Here is a 22,793-nt window from a genome sequence, read left to right on the forward strand (position 1 = left end):
GTTTCCGTGCGCCTGCGGATCACCGCCACGGTCGCTCTCCTGGTCGGGCTGACGCTCGGCGGGGCCGGACTGATCGTCTACGTCATCGAGACGCAGCGCCTCGAGGCACAGGCCACCGACGAGGTCGACCAGGAGCTCGACGAGTTCGTGCTCCTCAACCGCGACGGGGTGAACCCCGAGACGGGCGAGTCCTTCGCCTCAGTCCGCGCCGTGCTCACCCTCTTCCTCGAGCGCAACGTCCCCAACGACGATGAGCTGCTCGTGGGCTGGGTCGGGGACGGCCCCGTCATCCAGTCGCCCGAGGACCCGCTGTCCGAGGACCCCGCCTTCCAGGACGCCGTACGTCCTCTCGTCACGGCCGGAGGCACCACCCGCCTCGAGACCGCCGACGGCGAGGTGATGGTGTCCAGCCAGCCGGTCCGCCGGAGAGGCGAGCGTGGGGCGCTGATCGTGGTCGTCTACCTGGACAATGACCGCTCCGAGCTCCACGACACCATGCGCACCTACGCCGTGGTCTCGGGGCTCTCCATGCTGCTGCTGACCCTCGTCGCGTTCTGGCAGTCGGGCCGACTGCTGGCCCCGCTGCGGGTGCTGCGCGCGACCGCCGACGAGATCAGCGAGACCGACCTGTCGCGACGGATCCCGCTGTCCGGCAACGACGACATCACCGCCCTCACCCGCACCGTCAACAGCATGCTGGGCCGGCTCGAGGCGGCGTTCGTGGGGCAACGTGAGTTCCTCGACGACGCCGGCCACGAGCTGCGGACGCCGCTGACCGTGCTGCGCGGCCACCTCGAGCTGCTCGACACCGGCAGCCCCGAGGAGGTCGCGGCGACCAAGGCGCTGCTGCTGGACGAGGTCGACCGGATGTCCCGGCTGGTCGGCGACCTGATCCTGCTCGCCAAGAGCGACCGGCCCGACTTCGTCACCTTCTCCGACGTCGACCTGGGCGAGCTCACCGAGGACGTCCTCGCCAAGGCTCGGGCGCTCGGCGACCGCGACTGGCAGCTCGACGAGGTCGGGCAGGCCACGCTCCACGCCGACGGCCAGCGGGTCACCCAGGCGCTGCTCCAGCTCGCCGACAACGCCGTCAAGCACACGCGGCCCGGCGACGTCGTCGCCCTCGGTTCGTCGTACGACGGATCGGGCGCGCGGCTCTGGGTGCGCGACACCGGCGCGGGGGTGCCCGCCACCGACCGTGAGCTGGTCTTCGAGCGCTTCGGCCGGGCCCAGGTGCCCGAGGGCGACGAGGGTTTCGGACTGGGGCTCTCGATCGTGCGTGCCATCGTGGAGGCCCACGGCGGGACGGTCGCCGTCGAGGACGCCGAATCCTCGGGTGCCCTGTTCGTCGTACGACTGCCGGCGCGAGCACCGTCACCCACGACCGAGGAGTCCGCGTGGCCCGCATCCTGATCGTCGAGGACGAGGCCCGGATCGCGTCGTTCGTGGCCAAGGGCCTGCGCGCCGAGGGGCACGTGGTCACCGTCGCCGCCGACGGGGTCCTCGGCCTCGCCCACGCCCTCAGCGGCGAGCACGACCTGATGGTCCTCGACATCGGGCTGCCCCGGCTCGACGGCTTCGCGGTGCTCGACCAGCTGCGCTCGCAGGGCTCGCGGCTGCCGGTGATCGTGCTGACCGCGCGCGACTCGGTCACCGACACGGTCTCGGCGCTGGAGGGCGGCGCCGACGACTACATGCCCAAGCCGTTCCGCTTCGCCGAGCTGCTGGCCCGGGTGCGGCTACGGCTGCGCCAGACCCAGGGCGGCGACGCCGGTGCGACCGAGGCCCTCGAGGCCGGCGGGATCCGCCTGGACCTGCGCACCCGCCGGGCCACGGTCGCGGGGCGCGAGGTCGACCTGTCGGCCCGGGAGTTCACGCTGGCCGAGATCTTCATGCTCAACCCCGGCCAGGTGCTGTCGCGCGAGCAGCTGCTCGACCACGTCTGGGGCCTCGACTTCGACCCCGGGTCCAACGTGGTCGACGTCTACGTCGGCTACCTGCGCCGCAAGCTCGGCGCCTCGGCGATCGCGACCGTGCGCGGCATGGGCTACCGGTTCAACGCCTGACCTTGAACGCCAGGCGCACGGGCGGCTGCGCGGCGAGCACCGGCTCGAGCGCGCCGGCGATCTCGTGCGGCAGCGGTCGGTCGGCCGGGTCGGGTGACAACGCGGCGTACACGGTCTTGGCGACGTCGTCCGGCACCGTGTCGGGGAGCAGCCGGGGTGGGTCAACGAGCTGCGGGTAGCGCACGTCGCGGTCCTCGAACGGGCGGTAGCCCGCGATCGCCTCGAAGAGCGTCGCGCCCAGGCCCCAGACGTCGCTGGCGTAGCCAGACGTGCCCGCCCGGCCGGGGTCGCACTGCTCGGGCGACATGTAGGCGTCGGTGCCGATGGTGCTCTCGAGCTCGGCGGCGCGGGCCGCCGGCCGGGCCACCGACAGGTCGATCAGGCGCGCGGGAGCGCCCATGATGATGTTGCTCGGCTTGATGTCGAGGTGCACGACGTCGACGTGCCGGAAGTAGTGAAGCGCCGACGCGATGTCGAGCGCGAGCGGCAGGTACTGCTGCTGCTGCAACGGCCCGTAGCGCCGGATCAGCGTCGACAGGCGGGGCCCGTCGATGTTCTCCAGCACCAGGTGCGGCCGCTCGCCGTCGAGCTCGTGGCGCAGCCGCCGCACCACCACCGGATGGTTGGCCTGGTCGAGCGCCGCGGCCTCGCGCTCCAGCCCTCGGAGCGTGTGCTCCTCCCCGCGCTCGGTGGGCCGCACGACCTTGACCACGACGGGTGCGTAGGTGATCTCGTCGAAGGCCAGGTAGGCCTCGTACGCCGATCCCCCGCCGAGCAGCCGCATCGCAGTCAGCTCGGGGGTGATCTGGTCACCCTCACGGAAGTTCCAGCACTCGTCAGGGTTGGTCATGGTCGGCTCCGGTGGTGGTGGGCGGCTGTGCTTCCAGGGCGACGGTCAGCCGCGGGTGTTGTGGCGCGAGCGGTCGTTGGTCTTGTTTTGCGACCAGTCGACGCGCTGAGCACCCGCTCCGTCGGTGGTCAGGTCCTTGACCTGCTTAGCCCGGCTCTGGTCCCGGCCCGAGCGAGCGCCCGTATTGGTGTCGTCGTTGGTGTCGTCCGCGGCCCCGGTGCCCGTGTTGGGGTTGGTCTGGCCGGCAAGGCCGGTGTCGTCGTCATCGTCGCTGTCGTCGACCAGGACCACGTCCGGGGTGTCGTCGTCGCGCTTGAGGACCTGGTCGTCACCGGCGGTGGCGGCGCTGATCGGGAGGGCCAGGAGACCGGTGGTGACCAGTCCGGCCATGCCCAGGGTCGCGACGCGGAGGGTGGTGATCTTCATGGTGTTGTCCTTCGCTCTCGTGGAGTTCCTGTCGAGAAGGACACTGACGTGCCGGCGTGAGCCGCCCATGAGGCCTTCATGAGAGGGCTCTCACGCGTCAGCCGAGGTGCTTGGTGGCCTCACGCCGGCTCAGCCCGGACAACCGCCCCTCCAGGCGGGCCACCTCGGCCCGGACCCACTCCGGGTCGGTCCGCGCGTACTGCCGCAGCGCCCACCCGATCGCCTTGCGCAGCCAGAACGTCGTGTCGTCGACGTTGCTCTCGATCGCGAAGCGCAGCAGGTCGAGGTCGGTCTCCTCCTTCGCGCGGAGCTGGCAGATGACCGCGGTGCGGCGGACCCACAGGTGCTCGTCGACCGCCCACGCTCGCATCACCGGCGTCACCTCGGCCCGGTGCCGCATCAGCACCTCGCCGACCAGGTTGGCCGCGGTCTCGTCGACCACGTCCCACCAGGCGCCGGTCGTCACCAGGTGCCGCCACAGGTCCAGCGACTCCGGGTCCAGCCAGCCCGCCGCCGCGGGGTGCTGGGCGTAGGACACCGCGGCGTACCACTCCTCGCGGTGCGTCGCCTCGTCCCACAGCGCCCGCACCGTCGCCTCCCAGACCTCCGGCGACGGCGGCGGCAGCTCCTTGAACAGCGGCTCGAGCAGCTTGCGCTCCTCGGGCAGCGTGACGCCGTAGTAGGGCATCGCGCTCTTCATGTAGCGCTGCTGCCCCACCGCCCGCTCGGGATCCCCTGCCGCCGCCAGTACCTCGCGCACCAGCGCCACGAGCTCACGGTCGGCGAGGTCGGGCATGGCCTCAGTCTCTACCTGGCCGCGAGCTTGACCGACAGCACGGTGTTGACCTGGGCTAGGCCGTCGCGGTCGCGTACCTCGAACGTCACCGGCAGGACCATGCCGCTCAACGGGGCCGAGCCGATCCGCTGACGTACTCGGCGGTGAGGCCCCCCGCGGCCACGAGCACGGCGCGGTGGCGCTCCGCGAAGTAGAAAGTGACCCGGACGTAGCCGTCCTCCACCGCCTGCTCCCACACCTCAGCGCTAGGCCCGAGCGCGTCGCGGATCCCTGCCTCGTTCGGCTCCGTGTCAGCGTCCCGGGAGGCCGTTCCCATGCCTCCGAGCCTAGAGAGTCCAGCGCCTTCCTCGCAGAGCGCCGCGAGATCCCTCATGATGATCTAGATCGCACACCATGAGGCGAGCCTGTTCGCGGGTCGTGTCCACGCGCAGAGGAGCACAAGCTCGGGAGCTGGGGGATGGTCAAGGGAGCACTGGTTGCCGTAGTCCTGGGTGTCGTGCTGCGCACCGGATCTTGCGGAGCCGACAGCTCGAAGTCCGGGGATGAACAAGACCCCTCGGCCTCCCCTGGGCCTGTGCTGCTCACTCTCGGCGAGAACTCCGGCGGATCATTCACTGCGCTCGTCTCAGGTGAGCTCACGTTGAACGAGGCGAACTGCTTCCAAGTCGGTGACGCCATCCTCGTGGCTGAGTACGGCTCGACGGCACTCCCAGACGGATCCGGCGTCGACATGCCAGGTTTCGGAGAGGTGAAGGTCGGATCACGGGTCCAGGGAACAGGCGGAGAGTTGCCGTCGTCCGGTCCGGGAGTCCCCGAGAACGACTGGCAGCGCTGCGTGCCCGCTGGTTCGACGGATGCCGTCTTCACGAGCCTCCACAAGGGCTCGCCTCGCGGCGAGTAAGCACTGCCAAGCTGGGAACGTCCGGCGATGTCGCTGGCTGGGCTGAACTACTGCTGGTGGGCGCAGAGGGGATCGAACCCCCGACCACCTCGTTGTAAGCGAGGGGCTCTACCGCTGAGCTATACGCCCGTGCTCGAAGCGGGCAGAACACTACGGGACGTCGTACGACGGACCGAACCGCGCCCGGCGGGAGGCCATCATGGGAGTCCCCGGAAATGAGTTGAACCGCTGGCGTCTCGGGTCACCAGCGGTTCAACAATGACAACTTTAGACGGCCACTCAAGGGCCCGTCACCACATCTCAGAAAATGATGCGCGCTTGTCTAGGCCACCGCGGTGAGCTGGGCCAGGTGCTCGTCCAGGTCGCGTCCTTCTGGCATCGCGTTGTGGACCGCCCAGCGCACCAGACCCTGCTTGTCGATGACGTACGACGACCGGCGCGCGGCCCCCGTCGACTCGTCTAGGACGTCGTAGGCGCGGGCCACCTCGCCGTGCGGCCAGAAGTCGCTGAGCAGCGGGAAGTTGAGCCCGTCCTGGTCGGCGAAGGCGCGCAGCGCGAACATCGGGTCGCACGAGATCGCGAGCACCTCGGTGTCGAACGTGAGGAACTCCGCCAGCCGGTCGCGGATGCCGGCCATCTCGCCGGTGCACACCCCGGAGAACGCGTAGGGGTAGAAGAAGATGCCGACGGCCTTCTTGCCGCGGTAGGACGACAGGGTGACGTCCTGGCCGAACTGGTCGCGCAGCGTGAAGTCGGGGGCCGGGCCCCCGAGCTGGAGCCCACTCACTCGGAGTCACCCTCGGTCTCGCCGTCGGTCGCGGCGTCGTCCTTGTTCAGCTCACGCTTGAGCACCTTGCCGGTGGAGTTGCGCGGCAGCTCGTCCATCAGCACGATCTCGCGCGGCACCTTGTAGCGGGCGAGGTTCTGCTTCACCCAGTCCTTGAGCGCGTCCTCGGTGACCGACTGGTCGTCCACGACGACGTAGGCCTTGAGGCGCTTGCCGAAGTCGTCGTCGTCGACCCCCACCGCGGCCGCCTCGACGACGTGCTCGTGGCGGGCCAGGCAGTCCTCGACCTCGCGGGGGAAGACGTTCTCGCCGCCGGAGACGATCATCTCGTCGTCGCGGCCCTCGACGTAGAGCCGACCGTCGTCACCGAAGCGACCCACGTCGCCCGACGACATCAGCCCGTCGACCATCTCCTTGTGCCCGCCACCGGTGTAGCCCTCGAAGAGCAGGCTGTTGCCCACGAAGATCCGCCCGGACTCGCCCTTCGGCAGCTCCTCGCCGTCGGCGTCGAGGATCTTCACGATGGTGGCGTACGGCGGCATCCCGGCCGAGGTGGGCGCCTCACGGAGGTCGGCGGGCGTCGCGATCGAGGCGTAGGCGACCTCGGTGGAGCCGTAGATGTTGTAGAGGTTGTCGCCGAACTGGTCCATCCACTTCAGCGCCAGGTCGCCGGGCAGCGACGAGCCCGACGCGGCGACGACCTTGATCCGGGACAGGTCGTGGGAGTCGAGCTTCTCCTGCGGCAGGCCCATGATCCGCTGGAGCATCACCGGGATCACCACGAGCGAGTCGCAGCGCTCGGACTCGGCGGCCTCGAGCGCGCCCTCGGGGTCGAACTTGCGGCGCAGCACCACGGTGGAGCCGAGCAGCATCGACAGTGCGAGGTGGGCGAAGCCCCAGGTGTGGAACAGCGGCGCCGCGATGTGGGTGCGCCAGCCGCGGCGCAGCGGCATCCGCGAGAGTAGCGAGACCGCGGCGTCGATGCCGGCCTCGCTGCGGGGTGCGCCCTTGGGCGTGCCGGTCGTGCCGGAGGTGAGGATCACGATCCGCGTGTGCCGGTCGGGAGGCTCGAGGTCGGCGGTGGACTCCGAGGCGATCAGCTGCTCGAGGGTGGGTACGTCGAGGTCGTCGCTGTCGACCCACGCGACCACGCGGTGCTCGGCGGCGTCGCCGAGCATGCCGGTGAACTCCTCATCGTGGATCACCACAACGGGCTTCTCACGCTCGAGCACGTCGACCAGCTGCGGCCCGGCGAACGCGGTGTTGAGGTAGAGCAGGTCGGCACCGAGCTTGGCGACGGCGATGCTGGCGTCGATGAAGCCACGGTGGTTGCGGCACATCACGGCGACGCTGTCGCCCTCGTTGACGCCCTGGGCACGCAGCGCGCGGGCGAGCGCGTTGGAGCGCTGGTGCATCTCGCCGAAGGTCAGGGAGCCGATCTCGTCGATCACGCCGACCTGGTGAGGCGCACGCACGGCCAGCGAGGCGAAGCCGCCGGCGGGGCCGGTGCCCCACGTGGTGACCGTCTTGAGCAGCCCGGCCAGGACCTTCGGCGAGTAGGGCCGGATGATGCCGGACTCGGTCAGGACCTTGGCGGTGACACCGAGAGCGGAGGCGCGGAGGGTGAGCTTCTGGAGCATCAGGCGGGGGTCTTGGGCGCGACCAGCCGGGTAGCCGCCCAGTCCTTGCTGACAGCGGCGGTGGTGGTCTGCGACAGGCCGGCGATCGGAGCCGCCTCGGCGATGTCGGCCGCGTCGACGGCGTTGGGCCGACCGATCTTGGGAGTGAGCAGCCAGATCGCGCCGCCCCCGACCAGGTCGGTCAGTGAGTCCACGAGGCCGTCGACCAGGTCGCCGTCCTCGCTACGCCACCAGAGAAGTACTGCGTCGACCACGTTGCCGTAGTCGGTGTCCACCATGTCGGCGTCGATGGCGTCCTCGATCGCGACCCGGAGGTCGTCGTCGACGTCGTTGTCCCAGCCGAGCTCTTGGATGACCATGCCCGGCTTGAAGCCAAGTCGTTCGGCTGGTCCCGTGACAGATCCTGTCTGGGTGGACCCGCCACCCGCGGTCGAGCTCACTGGTTCCTCCAGACATCGAACGGTTGGGCCCACCGTCAGGCGGGCCAGGTGAGGAGTAGTCCACCGGAGTTGACGCGGAGGCGCAACCTCGCGGGCACCCCGTGGACGAATCCGGCGACCGCTCCGCACGTTACCGGCCGCCCTCGGCGGACCCGCCATGGGACTACCCGTGGGTAAATTCCTCCCCCATCAACCGCGTGCGACGATGGACCGGTGACCGAGGAAACACCCAACACTTCAGGAACCCGCTCCGGCTCGGCGCCCTCTGTGATCCACGAGGGACTCCCGACCCAGCTGCCCGACATCGACCCCGACGAGACCACCGACTGGCTGGCGTCGTTCGACGACCTGGTCCAGGAGCGAGGCCGTGAGCGCGCGCGCTACATCATGCTGCGCCTGCTCGAACGTGCCCGGCAGTCCAACGTCGGCGTCCCCGCCCTCCGCAGCACCGACTACATCAACACCATCCCCCCCGAGCGCGAGCCGTGGTTCCCCGGCGACGAGGAGGCCGAGCGCCGCATCCGCGCGTACATCCGGTGGAACGCCGCCGTAATGGTCTCCAGCGCCAACCGCAAGGGCCTCGAGGTCGGCGGCCACATCGCGACGTACCAGTCCTCGGCCAGCCTCTACGAGGTCGGCTTCAACCACTTCTTCCGCGGCAAGGAGCACCCGGGCGGCGGCGACCAGATCTACATCCAGGGCCACGGCTCCCCCGGCATCTATGCCCGCGCGTTCCTCGAGGGCCGGCTGAGCGAGACCCAGCTCTACCGCTTCCGCCAGGAGGTCCAGCACGGGCCCGGCGCGGGGCTGCCGTCCTACCCCCACCCCCGGCTGATGCCGGACTTCTGGGAGTTCCCCACGGTGTCGATGGGCCTGACCGCCCTCAACTCCATCTACCAGGCCCGGTTCAACCGCTACCTGCAGAACCGCGGCATCAAGGACACCAGTGACCAGCACGTCTGGGCGTTCCTCGGCGACGGCGAGATGGGCGAGCCCGAGTCGCTCGGCGCGATCCGGATCGCGGCCCGCGAGGAGCTCGACAACCTCACCTGGGTCATCAACTGCAACCTCCAGCAGCTCGACGGCCCGGTCACCGGCAACGGCAAGATCATCCAGGAGCTCGAGGCCAACTTCCGCGGCGCCGGCTGGAACGTCATCAAGGTCGTGTGGGGCCGCGAGTGGGACCCGCTGCTGGCCCGTGACGTCGACGGGGTGCTCGTCAACAAGATGAACACCACGCCCGACGGCGCCTTCCAGACCTACTCGGTCGAGGACGGCGCCTACGTGCGCGAGAGCTTCTTCGGCGGCGACCCGCGGCTGCGGGCGATGGTCGAGCACATGAGCGACCAGCAGATCCAGAAGCTGCCGCGCGGTGGCCACGACTACCGCAAGGTCTACGCCGCGTTCGACGCCGCCTCCAAGCACGTCGGCCAGCCCACCGTGATCCTCGCCAAGACGATCAAGGGCTGGACGATCGACGCGCTGGAGGGCAAGAACGCCACCCACCAGATGAAGAAGCTGACCCCGGCCGACCTGAAGAAGTTCCGCGACCGGCTCTACCTCCCCATCTCCGACCGCGACCTCGAGCGGTCCTACGAGGAGACCGGCTCGGCGCCGTTCTTCCACCCCGGCGAGGACTCCCCGGAGATCCAGTACATGCTCGAGCGCCGGAAGGCGCTCGGCGGCTCGCTGCCCAAGCGCGTCACCCGGGCCAAGAACCTCACGCTCCCCGGCAACGAGATGTACGACGAGCTCAAGCAGGGGTCGGGCAAGAACTCCATCGCCACCACCATGGCGCTGGTGCGGCTGCTCAAGGACTGGATGAAGGACCCCGAGATCGGCAAGCGGATCGTGCCGATCGCTCCCGACGAGTACCGCACGTTCGGCATGGACTCCATGTTCCCGAGCGCGAAGGTCTACAACCCGGCCGGCCAGCAGTACGAGTCGGTCGACCGGAAGTTGTTGCTCTCCTACAAGGAGTCGGCCCAGGGCCAGATGCTCCACGAGGGCATCTCCGAGGCCGGTGCCGTCGCCTCCGCGACGGCCGCGGGCTCGGCGTACTCCACCCACGGCGAGCAGATGATCCCGTTCTACATCTTCTACTCGATGTTCGGTTTCCAGCGCACCGGCGACTCGATCTGGGCGATGGCCGACCAGCTCGCGCGCGGCTTCCTGATCGGTGCCACGGCGGGGCGCACCACGCTCACCGGCGAGGGCCTTCAGCACGCCGACGGGCACTCACCGCTGCTGGCGTCGACCAACCCGGCGGTCGTCCACTATGACCCGGCGTTCTCCTACGAGGTCGCGCACATCATGCAGTCGGGCCTGGAGCGGATGTACGGCGAGGACGCCGAGAACGTCATCTTCTACCTCACCGTCTACAACGAGCCGGTCCAGCACCCGAAGGAGCCCGAAGGCGTCGACGCCGAGGGGATCCTCAAGGGCATGCACCGCATCGCCCAGGCGGAGGGCGAGGGCGCGCGCGCCCAGGTCCTGGCGTCCGGCGTGGCGGTGCCGTGGGCCCTGAAGGCGGCGCAGATCCTGGCCGACGACTGGGGCGTGCGCGCCGACATCTGGTCGGTCACCTCGTGGAACGAGCTGTCCCGCGACGCGATCGGTGCCGAGGAGTGGAACCTCCTCCACCCCGGCGACACCCCGCGCCGCGCCTACGTCGCCGACAAGCTCGCCGACGCCGACGGCCCGGTCGTGGCGGTGTCCGACTACATGCGCGCGGTGCCGATGCAGATGGCGCGCTGGGTCCCCGGCGACTACCACGTGCTCGGTGCCGACGGGTTCGGCCTCGCCGACACCCGCCCCGCCGCGCGCCGCTACTTCCACATCGACGCCGAGTCGATCGTCGTACAGACCCTCCAGGCTCTGGCCGACGCCGGCACCATCGACCGCGACAAGGTCGTCGACGCCTTCACCAAGTACCGCATCGACGACCCGACCGCCGTCGCCGACGTGAAGCAGGAGGGCGGCGACGCCTGATCCGCCCGAAATCACGTTGACCCGCCCGAAACTTTCGGGCGGGTCAACGTGATTTCAGGCGCTGGTGATGTTCGTGACCGAGGCGACCGGGCTGACCGGGCTGAGCGGGCCGACCTGGCCGTTGCGCAGGAGGCCGCGCCACTTCGCGCGGCTGTAGGACGCCGGCTGCGAGGAGCGGATGAACTCGTGCAGGATCTTGGCGAAGCGCTGCGGGTGGTCGCGGTGCGGGAAGTGGCCCGCGTTGGGGATGACCTCGATCCGCGCCTTGGGCGCCAGCGCCGCGGCGTTGCTGGCGTGACGGACGGGGATCACCCGGTCGTCGCGGCCCCACACGACGGCCATCGGCATCTCGTCGGTGAGGTAGGCGCGGTCGGCCATCGTGACGATCTGGCCCTTCCAGTCCACGACGGCGCGTACGACGTGCCGGATCGCGGCCCGGGCGTGCGGGTCCTTGAACGAGTCGTAGATCTCGGCGACCTCGTCGAGGTCGCGCGTCGCCTTCCAGCCGGTGCCGGCCAGCGCACGCATGCCGGCCACGCCGAGGTGGCGGACGCCGGGCAGCGTGAGCACGCCCATCAGCTGGTGGTAGCCGGGCGTGGTGATCGCACGGATGAACGGCGACACCTCGGGGCCGAGGCCGCCGGAGCCGACCAGCATCATCCGCTCGGTGCGCTCGGGGAACTGGTAGGCGAACTGCATCGCCACGCCACCGCCGAAGCTGTGGCCGACCACGGTGACCTTGTCGATGCCCAGCACCGTCAGGAGGTCGCGCATCCCGTTGGCGTAGCCGCCGACGCTGTAGTCGGCGCGGGGCTTGTCGGACATGCCGTGGCCCAGCAGGTCGGGGGCGATCACGGTGTAGCGCTTGGCCAGGGTGTCGATCACCGGCTCCCACGTCGTGTGGTCGCAGCCCAGCCCGTGCAGCAGCAGGACCGCAGGACCCTGCCCCACCTTCACGAAGGCGCGCCGGTGACCGTGGATCGTGAGGAACTGCACCTCGTGCTGTGCCTCGTGCTGCGTCTCAGCCACCGGAACCTCCTGGGGATCGGCGTTCAAAGATTCAATCAGACGACTTCCTGCCTTGGTAGGGCTGTCACCCAGTGTTGGACCGATTTCCCTTGATTTGTAGGGGTTCCTAGCCCTCTTGGACTAGGCGATGGTGCCTGATCGGGTCTGTCTTCCCCCTCCGGGGTGAGGGCATAGGCTCGATCTCGTGCCTCGTCGTCCGACCTCCAACCCCCGCGCGCGTGCCGCGACCGCGCTCCGAAGGTCCACGGGCGCCCTCAGCACGACCGCGATGGCGCGCATGGAGACCGACATGCCGTGGTTCCGCGAGCTCAGCGCCGAGGACCGGTCCTGGGTCGGACTCATCGTCCAGGCGGGCATCAAGGGCTTCGTCGACTGGTACGGCGCCGACGCCGAGGTGCCCGAGGCCGACGGCAACGCGCTGGCCGCCTCGATCTTCGGCGCCGCCCCCCGCGCCCTGGCCGGCGTGATCACCCTCCAGCAGACCGTCGACCTGGTCCGCCTGTCCATCGAGGTGGTCGAGAGCAACATCGACGGCCTGCTCGACCCCGACGACCTGCCTGCGGTGCACGCGGCTGTGCTGCGCTACGCCCGGGAGGTGGCGTTCGCCACCGCCGAGGTCTACGCCCGCGCCGCCGAGGCCCGCGGCGCCTGGGACGCGCGCCTCGAGGCCCTCGTCGTCGACTCCGTCCTGCGCGCCGAGCCCGACGAGTCCGTGCTGTCCCGCGCCAGCGCCGTCGGCTGGGGCGCTCGCGGCCAGGTCGCCGTCGTACTCGCCGCGATGCCGGAGCGACGCACCGAGACCGACCTCTTCGACGCCGTACGGCGGGTGGCCAGGGCCGCCGGCCTCGACGCCCTCTGCGCGGTCCAGGGCGATCGGCTCGTGGTGCTGCTCGGCGGGGTCGCCGACGCCAAGGCGGCCGCCGAGCCGATCGTGGAGCTGGTCGGGGCGGGGCCGGTCGTGGTCGGGCCGGTCACCGAGGACCTCAGCCACGCCCACCTGTCCGCGCGGGCCGCGCTCTCGGCCTACCGCGCGGCCTCGGGCTGGCCGGAGGCGCCGCGGCCGGTGCGCAGCAGCGACCTGCTCCCCGAGCGTGCCCTCGCCGGCGACGGACACGCGCGCCGCCACCTCGTCGAGGAGGTCTACCTGCCGCTCCTGGAGGCACGCGGCACCCTGATCGAGACCCTGGCTGCCTACTTCGAGACCGGCTCGTCGCTGGAGGCCACCTCACGTGCCCTCTTCGTGCACGCCAACACCGTGCGCTACCGGCTGCGCCAGGTGGGCGACGTGACCGGCTACACCCCCGCGCACCACCGCGACGCGCTGACCCTCCAGATCGCGCTGGTCCTCGGCCGCCAGTCCGGCCGGGGCACCGAGACGCCCACCGAGCGACCGACCGTAGGTTTGTAGAAAACCTACAAAGAACTGCACCCCAGTTTCGTCGGCGTCGGAGGCGCGTCGCGCCCCGCCCGACCTGCACAGTGGTGGAGTGCTCGTCATCGTCGCGCCCGGTCAGGGTGCCCAGACTCCCGGTTTCCTCGTGCCCTGGCTCGAGGACCCGGTCTTCGCCGCGCGGCTCGAGTGGCTCTCCACGGTGGCCGGGGTCGACCTCGCCCACCACGGCACCGTGTCCGACGCCGACACGATCCGCGACACCAAGATCGCCCAGCCGCTCCTGGTCGGGACCGGCCTGGTGGCCGCGCTCGAGCTGTTCCCCCACCCCAGCGACGCCTTCGAACGGGTCGGCGCCGTGGCCGGGCACAGCGTCGGCGAGCTGGCGGCCGCGACCGGAGCCGGCACGATCACCGCCGAGCAGGCGATGGTCCTGGTCCGCGAGCGCGGCAACGCGATGGCCGCCGCCGCGGCCCAGACCCCGACCGGCATGACCGCCGTCCTCGGCGGCAACCGCGCCGAGGTGCTCGCCGCACTGGCCGAGCACGGCCTCACCCCTGCCAACGACAACGGCCCCGGCCAGATCGTCGCCGCCGGCACCCTCGACCAGCTCGCGGCCCTCGCCGCGGCACCACCGGCCAAGGCGCGACTGTTGCCCCTCACCGTGGCCGGCGCGTTCCACACCGAGCACATGGCGCCCGCCGTCGGCCACGTGGCCCGCCTGGCCAAGTCGGTCTCCGTGCACGACCCGCGCATCCCCCTCATCTCCAACCGCGACGGCCACGTCATCCACGACGGTGTCGAGGTGCTCAAGCGCATCGTCGGCCAGATCGCGAGCCCGGTCCGCTGGGACCTCTGCCTCGACGCGATGGCCGACCTGGGCGTCACCGGCATCCTCGAGATGCCCCCGGCCGGCACCCTCACGGGCATCGCCAAGCGTGCGCTCAAGGGCGTCGAGACGTTCGCGCTCAAGACCCCCGACCAGCTCGACGACGCCCGCGCCTTCTGCGACAAGCACGGCGAGGGCTCGCTGATCCACGCCACGCCCACCTGGCGGATGGTGGTCTCCCCGTCCAAGGGCACCTTCCACCTCGACAGCGCCGCGGCCGAGGCCGACGTGCTCGAGGCCGGCGCCACGCTCGGTGACGTCGCCAGCTCGCGCGACCGGGTCGTGATCACCTCGGCCCACGGCGGCGAGATCGTCGAGTGGCTCGTCGAGGACGGCGACCCGGTCTCCCCCGGCCAGCCGCTGGTCCGCCTCCACCCCGTGGGCAGCTACTCGTGACCGGGCTCGCGACGAGCACCGGCACGCCGTACGCCGCCATCCTGGGCGTCGGCGCCTACCGGCCTGTCCGGTCGGTCCCCAACGCCGAGATCGTCGAGGCGATCGACTCCAGCGACGAGTGGATCCAGCAGCGCTCGGGCATCAAGAGCCGCCGCATCGCCGGCCCCGACGAGACCGTCCAGGCGATGTCCGTGGCCGCAGCCAGGGTCGCCCTCGAGCGCGCCGGCGTCGACGCCCGCCAGATCGACTGCGTCGTCGTCGCCACCGTCAGCCACATGATGCAGACGCCCGCGATCGCGACCGCGATCGCCTATGAGCTCGGCACTGACGACGCGGCCGCCTTCGACATCTCCGCAGCGTGCGCCGGCTTCTGCCACGGCGTCGCGATGGCCTCCGACTTCGTGCGCGGGGGCAGCGCCCGGCACGTGCTGGTGATCGGGGTCGAGCGGCTCTCCGACATCACGGACCCCACCGACCGCGGCACCGCGTTCATCTTCGCCGACGGCGCCGGCGCGGTCGTCGTCGGACCGAGCGACACCCCCGGCATCGGTCCGGTCGTCTGGGGCTCGCAGGGCGAGCACTTCGACCACATCCGGCAGGTCGAGGACTGGCGCGAGGTCATCGCCAGCGAGAAGCCGTCGATGCCCCACCTCACGATGCAGGGCAACGCGGTCTTCCGCTGGGCGGCGTTCTCCATGGCCAAGGTCGGCCGGGAGGCGCTCGACCGCGCCGGCGTCTCCGTCGACGACCTCGACTGCTTCGTCCCCCACCAGGCCAACATGCGCATCATCGACGCGCTGGCCCGGTCGATGAAGCTGCCCGCCACCGTCAAGATCGCCCGCGACATCGCCGAGATGGGCAACACCTCGGCCGCGTCCGTGCCGCTCGCGCTCGACCGGATGATCGCCGACGGCGAGGCGAAGTCGGGCGACACCGCCCTGCTCATCGCCTTCGGCGCCGGGCTGGCCTACGCCGCCCAGGTCGTCGTCATCCCCTGATCTGCACCACCCCAAGCAAACGCCCCAAGAAATCACATCGAGATGAAGGAAGCCCACATGGCAACCACCGAAGAGATCCGCACCGACCTCGCCGAGATCGTCAACGAGGTCGCCGGCATCGACGCCGACGACGTCCAACTCGACAAGTCCTTCGTGGACGACCTCGACGTCGACTCGCTGTCCATGGTCGAGGTGGTCGTGGCCGCCGAGGAGAAGTTCGGCGTCTCGATCCCCGACGACGAGGTCAAGAACCTCAAGACCGTCGGTGACGCGGTCGCGTTCATCGAGCGCGCCCAGGCCTGAGAGAGAAACGTCATGAGCAACCGCATCCGCGTCGTCGTTACCGGCCTGGGCACCACCAGCCCTGTCGGGGGTGACGTCGAGAGCACGTGGGAGGCCCTGGTCGCCGGGCGGTCCGGCATCCGTGAGCTCACCGACGAGTGGGCTGCGGAGATGCCGGTCAAGATCGCCGGCCGCGTGGCCGTCGAGCCGACCGAGGTCCTCGAGCGCGTCAAGGCGCGCCGGCTCGACCGTTCGTCGCAGTTCGCGATGGTCGCCGCCATGGAGGCCTGGCGTGACGCCGGCCTCGAGGGCTCCGTCCAGGACGGCAGCGTCGACGGCGACCGCGTGGGCGTCGCCATGGCGTCCGGCATCGGCGGGGTCAACACCCTGCTCGCCAACTACGACATCCTCAAGGAGAAGGGCCCCCGCCGGGTCTCTCCCCTTGCGGTGCCGATGCTCATGCCCAACGCACCGGCCGCCAACATCAGCCTGTACGTCGGAGCCCGCGCGGCCGTCAACACCCCGGTGTCGGCGTGCGCGTCGGGCAACGAGGGCATCGCCCTCGCCGTCGACCAGATCCGTCTGGGCCGGGCCGACGTCGTCGTCGCCGGTGGCACCGAGGCGGCGATCCACCCGCTGCCGATGGCGGCGTTCGCCAACATGATGGCGCTGTCCAAGAACACCGGCGACCCCACGACAGTCTCGCGTCCGTGGGACACCGGCCGGGACGGGTTCGTGCTCGGCGAAGGCGCCGGCGTGCTGGTCCTCGAATCGGAGGCGCACGCGAAGGCGCGCGGCGCGAAGATCTACGCCGAAGTGCTCGGGGCCGGCATCACCGCCGACTCCCACGACATCGCCCAGCCCGACCCCAAGGGCCGGGGAGGCTCCCGGGCCATCCTGCGGGCGCTCGAGGAGTCGGGGATCACCGCGTCCGACATCTTCCACGTCAACGCCCACGCGACGTCGACCCCGTTGGGTGACATCGCCGAGGGTCTGATGCTCCACGCCACGCTGGGCTCCCACGTCGGCAACGTGATCGTCACCAGCACCAAGTCGATGACCGGACACCTGCTCGGCGGCGCGGGCGCCCTCGAGTCGATCGCGACCGTGCTGGCGCTGCACCACCGCGTCGTACCCCCGACGATCAACCTGGACGACCTCGACCCGCAGGTGGAGCTCGACATCGCCACCAAGCCGCGCGACCTGCCACTCGGCGACATCGCGGCGCTCAACAACTCCTTCGGTTTCGGCGGCGCCAACGTCGCCGTGGCGTTCGGTTCTGCGTGATGACCGCGCCCACCACTGAGCGGGTCCCGAAGCCGGTCAAGGTGCCCCGCGAGGACGACCCCCGCAACCCGGTCACCCGGCTGCGGGCGCTGATGGACGAGGGCTCGCTCGAGCTGATCACGCCCGACGACGACTCGGGCATGATCGCCGCGGTCGGCCTCGTCGACGGCACCCGCGTGGTCGCCTTCTGCTCCGACGCCACCGTCATGGGCGGCGCGATGGGCGACCTCGGCTGCCGCGTCGTCGTCGACGCCTACCACCGCGCGATGACCGACCAGCTGCCGATCATCGGCCTCTGGCACTCCGGCGGTGCGCGCCTCGCGGAGGGTGTCCTGTCGCTGCACGCGGTCGGCCGGATCTTCCACATCATGACCCAGGCCTCCGGCAAGATCCCGCAGATCTCGGTCGTGCTCGGGCCGGCCGCCGGCGGCGCGGCCTACGGGCCGGCGCTGACCGACGTCGTCATCCTCGGGCCGGAGGGGCGGATCTTCGTCACCGGACCCGACGTCGTGCGGTCCGTGACCGGCGAGGCCGTCGACATGCTGCGACTCGGCGGTCCCGAGCCACACGGCCGCCGCTCCGGCGTCGTCCACATCCTCGCCGAGAGCGAGCAGGACGCGCTCGACAGTGCCCGCGACGTGGCCTCGCTGCTGGGTTCCCAGGGCAGCTTGCGCGTCGACAAGGTCGACGACCGCGACCTCGAGGCGTTGCTGCCCGAGTCCAAGAAGCGCGCCTACGACGTTCACCCGTTGGTCGAGTCGTTGCTCGACGAGGGCTCGATGCAGGAGCTCCACGCCCGCTGGGCCCCCAACATCGTCACCGCCCTCGGCCGCTTCGGCGGCCGCACGGTCGGCGTCGTGGCCAACAACCCACTGCGCCTCGGCGGCTGCCTCGACTCGCTCTCGGCCGAGAAGGCCTCCCGCTTCGTGCGGATGTGCGATGCCTTCGGGGTTCCGTTGATCGTGCTGGTCGACGTGCCCGGCTACCTGCCCGGCGTCGGCCAGGAGTGGGACGGCGTCGTACGCCGAGGCGCCAAGCTGCTGCACGCGTTCGGCGAGTGCGTGGTCCCGCGGGTGACGCTGGTGACCCGCAAGACCTATGGCGGCGCCTACATCGCCATGAACGCCCGCTCGCTCGGCGCCACCAAGGTGTTCGCGTGGCCCGGGGCGGAGGTCGCGGTCATGGGTGCCGTCGCCGCGGTGCGCATCCTGCACCGGCGCAAGCTGGCGGAGGTCACCCCCGACCTGCGCCCACAGGTCGAGGCCGAGCTGGCCGCCGAGCACGAGCGGATCGCCGGCGGGGTCGAGCGCGCGGTCGAGATCGGCGTGGTCGACGAGGTCGTGGCACCTGACCGCACCCGCTCCGCGATCGCTCGGGCCATCGACGAGGCAGTGCAGACCCACGGCGTGCTCCACGGGGCGCACGGCAACATCCCGCTCTGACCCGCCGTGCTCCGGCGTAACCGGACAGGTGACACTGCGTTGTACATGACGTCCGTCACACACCCGGAGGCCCAAACATGCTGCGCACGGCGATTATCGGAACGCTCAGCCTGCTCCTCGGGCTGAGCCTCGGCCTCGGCGCGGTCAGTCCCCCGTCGATGGGCGCTGCCGGCGCGGAGACGACGGACCCGGCGGCGCGCTACAAGCAGTGGGGCATGACCCGCGCTCCCGACCAGGTGCTGCGCAAGGGCTGTCGCTACTACAAGTACCGCTACGCCGTGAACCCTCCCAGCGACGACTGGACCGCCGAGGTGTTCCTGGTCGAGCCCGGTGGCGACACCCTCACCTCGGCGGTGATGGCCCCGGAGTCCGACCCCGCCACCGCCACCCGCTACTGGCGCATCTGCCGGGCCTCCACGACCCCCGGGCGCTTCAGGATGCGGATGAAGATCGTCTGGTACGACAACTTCGACGCCCACGTCGGCTGGGTGAAGCCGGGCTACTTCCGCCTGATCCGGCCCCGCTGACCGGACCGCCCGGGATCACACCACCTGGTGCAGCCAGCGCACCGGGGCACCCTCGCCCGCGTGCCGGAACGTCTCGAGCTCGTCGTCCCACGGCTTCCCGAGCAGCCGGTCGATCTCCACCAGCAACGTGGTGTCGCCCAGCGCCGCCTTCACGACAGCTGCCTTGAGCCGGTCCTCGGGGATCATGATGTCGCCGTGGATGCCCGTGACGGCGTGGAAGACACCCAGCTCGGGGGTGTAGGAGAAGCGGGTCCCCTCGGAGGCCGATGTCGGCTCCTCGGTGACCTCGAAGCGGAGGTGGTTCCAGCCACGCAGCGCGGAGGTCATGCCGGCCGCTGACCCTGCGGACCCGGCCCACGAGAGCTCGGCGCGGTAAGCGCCGGCCTGGGCGGGCTGCGGGGTCCAACCAAGGTCGATGGCGACGCCAAGGACGCCCCCGACGGCCCACTCGATGTGCGGGCACAACGCTGAGGGCGCCGAGTGGACGTAGAGAACGCCCCTCGTCGCAGCGTGGGTGGCAGTGCGTGCGGTCACGGTGACCTCCTTCATCGTCGGCGCGAGCTACGCCTTCCCCAGCGGTCTCGCATTCGATGAACGGATCAGTCGTGTGACACGTGTGTAGTTATGTCCCCCATTGTGACCTATGAGACCCCTGAGCACCAGATCCACCGCTGACCCGTCGCAAAGTTAGCGACGGGTCAGCTTGAGGCGCTGCGGGTGGTACGTCGGGGGCCGAGCTCCATCAGGGTCGAGATCACGTCCTGGGCGATGCCGAGACCGCCCAGGTGGCTCTCGCCGTCGATGGTGCTCAGGGTGGCGTCGGGCAGCCGGTCGACCACGTGCCGACCGTGCGCGAACGGGACGATGTGGTCCTCGTCGCCGTGCCACCAGCGCACCGGCACGGTCACGTCGGCCAGCCGGAAGCCCCAGTCGCGGGTGAAGAGCACCAGGTCGCTGATCGGCGCCGAGGTCTGGAACCGGCTCCCGTTGAGCAGGTCGTCGAGGAACATCGCCTTGAACTCAGGTCGCGACAGCAGGTTCTTGTCCCCGAGCGGCTGCACGGCAGCGTAGAGATCCAGGCCCGGGCCGGCGAGCGGCTTGACCAGGCGGATGGCCCGGTTGAGCACGAACCCGAGCGGGATCCGGGCGAGCCTCAGCACCGGGGACAGGAGCACGGCCAGCTGGATGGCTCCGCCCTCGATGGAGTCCTCCCCCACAGTGGGCGCCACCCCGCCCAGCACACCCACGCCGTGCACCCGCTCGGGCATGGCCGCGCCGGCCGCGAGCACGTAGGGGCCGCCACCGGACAGGCCGATCAGACGGCAGGTGTCGACGGCGAGGGCGTCCAGGAGGACCTCGAGGTCACCGGTCCAGTCGAGGAGGTCCCGGTAGAGGTGCGGAGTCGACGACCCGATCCCGGGGCGGTCGATGCCGATGATCCTCAGGCCGTGCTCGGCCGCATACAGGCGCGCCTCGAACGGGATCTGTCGCCGTGCTCCGGGGGTGCCGTGCATCCACACGATGGCCGGGCCGCGCGGCGCGCCGTACTCCGCGAAGCTGAGGCGTCGCCCGCCGCGAACGGCGACGGTGCCCTCGAGCGAGGGACGCTGGACTTTGCTCATGGCCGGAGTCTGTCACCTTCGGGGCCCCTCAGGCCTTAGTCTCGGCCCATGTCCACTGCTCCCCTCCAGGTCGAGCAACGCCCTCGCTGGCGGCTCGCTGTCTGGGCGCTGGTGGCGGCCGCGGTGCTCGCCGTCACCGTCTGGTACGTCAACAGCCCCACGGAGCTGCCGACCTCGGACCGGACGATCTCGGCCTCGACGCCCGTCGACCAGCCGGTCTACGTCGGCGTCTTCGCCCCGGGGGCCGACTTCGGGCGCACACTGCACCTGTCGGGGGTCAAGGTGCACACGACCAGCAACACCGCGGTGCGCGTGGTCCCGCTGCTGTGCCGGGGCGGGACCATCGGGGTGACGACGGCGCCTGAGTCCTTCTGCGAGGAGCTGGTCAACCCCAAGGGCGAGACCTTCGCCGCCGGTGACGACATCGTGCTCGAGATCAGCAGCTCCGAGCCTGCGATCGCGGTCATCGACCGGGTGCGGCTCGGCTACCGCGACGGGCTCCAGTGGGGCACGCACGAGGCGGGCTCCGGGAGCGTCGTCAGGATCCTGTCGCGCTGAGCCCGGATCCAGGCTGAGCTCAGCGCTCGAGCCGCTTCTCCAGCTGCTCGGCACGCTCAGCGGCGTCGGTCAGCTGGTCGCCGTCGACGGCCTGGGTCCGGTGGAACCACATGAGCGCGTCGTTGTCCCGACCGGCCGCCTCGAGGGTGTCGGCGTAGGCGTAGCGCAGCCGGGTCACCCACGGCGCGCGGCTCTTGGACGTGAGCGGCGCGAGCTCGAGGGTGCGCAGGGCCGCGTCGAGCTGACCCATGTCGCGTCGGGCGCCCGCCTCGACCAGCGTCATCTCGGCCTTGGCCTCCGGGACGAAGTTGGCGACCGAGGGGCTCTTGGCGAGCTTGAGCGCCTGCTCGGGGTGACCGAGCGCGCGGTGGCAGTCGGCCATGATCGGGAGGTACGCCGTGGCGCCGTTCATCCGCTTGGCCGCACGCAGCTCGGCGAGCGCCTCGGCGTAGTGACCGGCCGCGTAGGCGGCCTCACCAGTGGCCTCACGCACGACCGCCAGGCGCGGAGCGCGGGCACGCGCGGCCAGCGTGTGCTGGTAGGCGATCTCGGGGTCCTCGTCGAGGATCTGACCGGCGGCCACCATGTGCCGCGCGATCCGGTTGGCGAGCTTCTCCGGCAGACCCTTGAGCTGGGCGCCGATGGCGCGGTCCAGCTCCTGGCCGGTCACGTCCTCGGGCAGCTCGGGACCGTCGTACAGCGCCTGCTCCTGGGTGCGCGCCGCCTGCTTGTCCTCGGGGCGCTTCCAGTCGCTCGAGCGCGCGGGCCGGCCCTTGCTGTCGCCTCCGGAACGGCGGTCGGTGCGGCGGTCACCGGCGGGCTTGCTGCCGCGACGGTCCTCGCCGGGCTTGCTGCCGCGACGGTCCTCGCCGGGCTTGCCACCGGAGCGACCTCCGGTGGGCTTGCCGCTCGCGGGCTTGCCGCCTGCGCTGCGTGCGGGCCGTTGGCCTCGACGTTCCTCAGCCACGATGTCCAACCTTTCGAGTGCGGCCCTGGGCCGCGGTGATGAGTCCTAAATAGCGTAGAGGCCACCATGACGGTGGCCTCTACGAGGTGTTTGTCCGGCGGCGTCCTACTCTCCCACAGCCTCTCGGTTGCAGTACCATTGGCGCTGTCAGGCTTAACTTCCGGGTTCGGGATGGGACCGGGTGTTTCCCTGACGCTATGGCCGCCGTAACTCTATGACCCCAGTTCCCGGTCTGGCCATCCCCCTATTGTTTTGGGGGTGGCCACCGGTCGGGGTGGAACTTGGTTGTGGACGCAAACATGTCGTTTGTGGTGTGCGCGGTTTGTGGTTTTGGTTGAGGGTTTGTGAAGACAAGCCCTCGGCCTATTAGTACCGGTCGGCTAGGCATTGCTGCTGTATACCTCCGGCCTATCAACCCAATAGTCTGTTGGGGGCCTTACCCACAATTGTGGTGGGAAACCTTATCTTGAAATGTGCTTCCCGCTTAGATGCATTCAGCGGTTATCACT

The 22,793-nt window shown here is 70.4% G+C and carries 22 protein-coding genes, 1 tRNA gene and 2 rRNA genes; 11 read left to right on the plus strand and 14 right to left on the minus strand.

Annotated elements, in window-relative coordinates; all coding sequences use genetic code 11:
- The first annotated feature begins 6 nt into the window (after window positions 1–6).
- A complete protein-coding gene (locus BLR90_RS15590) occupies window positions 7–1,413 on the plus strand; it encodes a sensor histidine kinase (protein WP_245715343.1) in 1,407 nt (468 codons plus the stop codon).
- Window positions 1,398–2,066 carry a response regulator transcription factor gene (locus BLR90_RS15595; protein ID WP_091026141.1) on the plus strand — a complete coding sequence of 223 codons (669 nt, stop codon included), beginning with the start codon at window positions 1,398–1,400 and terminating at the stop codon, window positions 2,064–2,066. The genes BLR90_RS15590 and BLR90_RS15595 overlap by 16 nt, the downstream gene beginning before the upstream one ends.
- Here the strand turns inward: BLR90_RS15595 and BLR90_RS15600 are convergent.
- From BLR90_RS15600 to BLR90_RS15635, 8 genes are all read right to left on the minus strand, one after another.
- Window positions 2,056–2,916 (minus strand): serine/threonine-protein kinase, encoded by an 861-nt coding sequence (locus BLR90_RS15600; RefSeq protein WP_091026142.1) that lies wholly within the window; start codon window positions 2,914–2,916, stop codon window positions 2,056–2,058. The genes BLR90_RS15595 and BLR90_RS15600 overlap by 11 nt on opposite strands.
- Window positions 2,917–2,961: 45 nt before the next feature.
- The gene (locus BLR90_RS15605) at window positions 2,962–3,342 is read right to left on the minus strand and encodes a hypothetical protein (protein ID WP_091026143.1); all 381 of its coding nucleotides are present in this window, start codon (window positions 3,340–3,342) and stop codon (window positions 2,962–2,964) included.
- A gap of 97 nt (window positions 3,343–3,439) precedes the next feature.
- Window positions 3,440–4,138 (minus strand): DNA alkylation repair protein, encoded by a 699-nt coding sequence (locus tag BLR90_RS15610; protein WP_091026144.1) that lies wholly within the window; start codon window positions 4,136–4,138, stop codon window positions 3,440–3,442.
- A 106-nt stretch (window positions 4,139–4,244) separates the two neighbouring features.
- Window positions 4,245–4,454: a hypothetical protein gene (locus BLR90_RS15615; protein WP_143016234.1), complete on the minus strand. Its 210-nt coding sequence runs from the start codon at window positions 4,452–4,454 to the stop codon at window positions 4,245–4,247.
- Window positions 4,455–5,093: 639 nt separating this feature from the next.
- Window positions 5,094–5,168, minus strand: a tRNA-Val gene (locus BLR90_RS15620).
- A 193-nt stretch (window positions 5,169–5,361) separates the two neighbouring features.
- Entirely contained in the window at window positions 5,362–5,826 is a 465-nt protein-coding gene (locus BLR90_RS15625; RefSeq protein WP_091026146.1) for a peroxiredoxin, read from the minus strand.
- Window positions 5,823–7,466 carry an AMP-binding protein gene (locus BLR90_RS15630; RefSeq protein ID WP_091026147.1) on the minus strand — a complete coding sequence of 548 codons (1,644 nt, stop codon included), beginning with the start codon at window positions 7,464–7,466 and terminating at the stop codon, window positions 5,823–5,825. The genes BLR90_RS15625 and BLR90_RS15630 overlap by 4 nt, the downstream gene beginning before the upstream one ends.
- On the minus strand, window positions 7,466–7,906 hold the full coding sequence (locus BLR90_RS15635) for a DUF3052 domain-containing protein (protein ID WP_091026148.1): 441 nt from the start codon (window positions 7,904–7,906) through the stop codon (window positions 7,466–7,468). Before BLR90_RS15635 ends, BLR90_RS15630 begins: the two co-directional genes overlap by 1 nt.
- Before the next feature lie 267 nt (window positions 7,907–8,173).
- On the opposite strand from BLR90_RS15635, the gene aceE reads away from it, so the two are divergent.
- A complete protein-coding gene (gene aceE, locus BLR90_RS15640) occupies window positions 8,174–10,897 on the plus strand; it encodes a pyruvate dehydrogenase (acetyl-transferring), homodimeric type (protein ID WP_245715352.1) in 2,724 nt (907 codons plus the stop codon).
- Window positions 10,898–10,951: 54 nt separating this feature from the next.
- Here aceE and BLR90_RS15645 read toward each other — a convergent pair whose 3' ends face one another.
- The gene (locus BLR90_RS15645; RefSeq protein WP_245715345.1) at window positions 10,952–11,926 is read right to left on the minus strand and encodes an alpha/beta fold hydrolase; all 975 of its coding nucleotides are present in this window, start codon (window positions 11,924–11,926) and stop codon (window positions 10,952–10,954) included.
- 184 nt (window positions 11,927–12,110) lie between these two features.
- Between BLR90_RS15645 and BLR90_RS15650 the strand changes: the two genes are divergently transcribed.
- From BLR90_RS15650 to BLR90_RS15680, 7 genes are all read left to right on the plus strand, one after another.
- The gene (locus BLR90_RS15650) at window positions 12,111–13,334 is read left to right on the plus strand and encodes a PucR family transcriptional regulator (protein ID WP_245715346.1); all 1,224 of its coding nucleotides are present in this window, start codon (window positions 12,111–12,113) and stop codon (window positions 13,332–13,334) included.
- Window positions 13,335–13,413: 79 nt separating this feature from the next.
- Window positions 13,414–14,601, plus strand: a complete 1,188-nt coding sequence (locus BLR90_RS15655) for an acyltransferase domain-containing protein (RefSeq protein ID WP_091026151.1) — start codon at window positions 13,414–13,416, stop codon at window positions 14,599–14,601.
- Entirely contained in the window at window positions 14,598–15,599 is a 1,002-nt protein-coding gene (locus BLR90_RS15660; RefSeq protein ID WP_091026152.1) for a beta-ketoacyl-ACP synthase III, read from the plus strand. Before BLR90_RS15655 ends, BLR90_RS15660 begins: the two co-directional genes overlap by 4 nt.
- Window positions 15,600–15,656: 57 nt before the next feature.
- Complete coding sequence (locus BLR90_RS15665) at window positions 15,657–15,902, plus strand: acyl carrier protein (RefSeq protein ID WP_091026153.1); 246 nt, start codon at window positions 15,657–15,659, stop codon at window positions 15,900–15,902.
- 12 nt (window positions 15,903–15,914) lie between these two features.
- The gene (locus BLR90_RS15670; protein WP_091026154.1) at window positions 15,915–17,168 is read left to right on the plus strand and encodes a beta-ketoacyl-[acyl-carrier-protein] synthase family protein; all 1,254 of its coding nucleotides are present in this window, start codon (window positions 15,915–15,917) and stop codon (window positions 17,166–17,168) included.
- Entirely contained in the window at window positions 17,168–18,610 is a 1,443-nt protein-coding gene (locus BLR90_RS15675; RefSeq protein WP_091026155.1) for an acyl-CoA carboxylase subunit beta, read from the plus strand. Before BLR90_RS15670 ends, BLR90_RS15675 begins: the two co-directional genes overlap by 1 nt.
- Before the next feature lie 77 nt (window positions 18,611–18,687).
- Window positions 18,688–19,137 carry a hypothetical protein gene (locus BLR90_RS15680; protein ID WP_091026156.1) on the plus strand — a complete coding sequence of 150 codons (450 nt, stop codon included), beginning with the start codon at window positions 18,688–18,690 and terminating at the stop codon, window positions 19,135–19,137.
- Between the two features lie 15 nt (window positions 19,138–19,152).
- On the opposite strand, the gene BLR90_RS15685 is transcribed toward BLR90_RS15680, so the two are convergent.
- Together BLR90_RS15685 and BLR90_RS15690 are read right to left on the minus strand one after the other, a co-directional pair.
- Window positions 19,153–19,671 (minus strand): DUF3145 domain-containing protein, encoded by a 519-nt coding sequence (locus tag BLR90_RS15685; RefSeq protein WP_245715347.1) that lies wholly within the window; start codon window positions 19,669–19,671, stop codon window positions 19,153–19,155.
- Window positions 19,672–19,835: 164 nt separating this feature from the next.
- On the minus strand, window positions 19,836–20,759 hold the full coding sequence (locus BLR90_RS15690) for an alpha/beta fold hydrolase (RefSeq protein WP_091026158.1): 924 nt from the start codon (window positions 20,757–20,759) through the stop codon (window positions 19,836–19,838).
- Window positions 20,760–20,807: 48 nt separating this feature from the next.
- Here BLR90_RS15690 and BLR90_RS15695 point away from each other — a divergent pair, with 48 nt between their 5' ends.
- Entirely contained in the window at window positions 20,808–21,317 is a 510-nt protein-coding gene (locus BLR90_RS15695; RefSeq protein WP_143016236.1) for a hypothetical protein, read from the plus strand.
- A 19-nt stretch (window positions 21,318–21,336) separates the two neighbouring features.
- On the opposite strand, the gene BLR90_RS15700 is transcribed toward BLR90_RS15695, so the two are convergent.
- The 3 genes from BLR90_RS15700 to BLR90_RS15710 all read right to left on the minus strand — a co-directional run.
- A complete protein-coding gene (locus BLR90_RS15700) occupies window positions 21,337–22,284 on the minus strand; it encodes a hypothetical protein (RefSeq protein ID WP_091026186.1) in 948 nt (315 codons plus the stop codon).
- A gap of 92 nt (window positions 22,285–22,376) precedes the next feature.
- Window positions 22,377–22,493: ribosomal RNA gene (gene rrf, locus BLR90_RS15705) — 5S ribosomal RNA — on the minus strand.
- Between the two features lie 137 nt (window positions 22,494–22,630).
- A 23S ribosomal RNA gene (locus tag BLR90_RS15710) occupies window positions 22,631–22,793 on the minus strand; the annotation flags it as partial.

Source organism: Nocardioides szechwanensis (genome assembly GCF_900103935.1).
In the GTDB taxonomy this organism is placed as follows: Bacteria; Actinomycetota; Actinomycetes; order Propionibacteriales; family Nocardioidaceae; genus Nocardioides; species Nocardioides szechwanensis.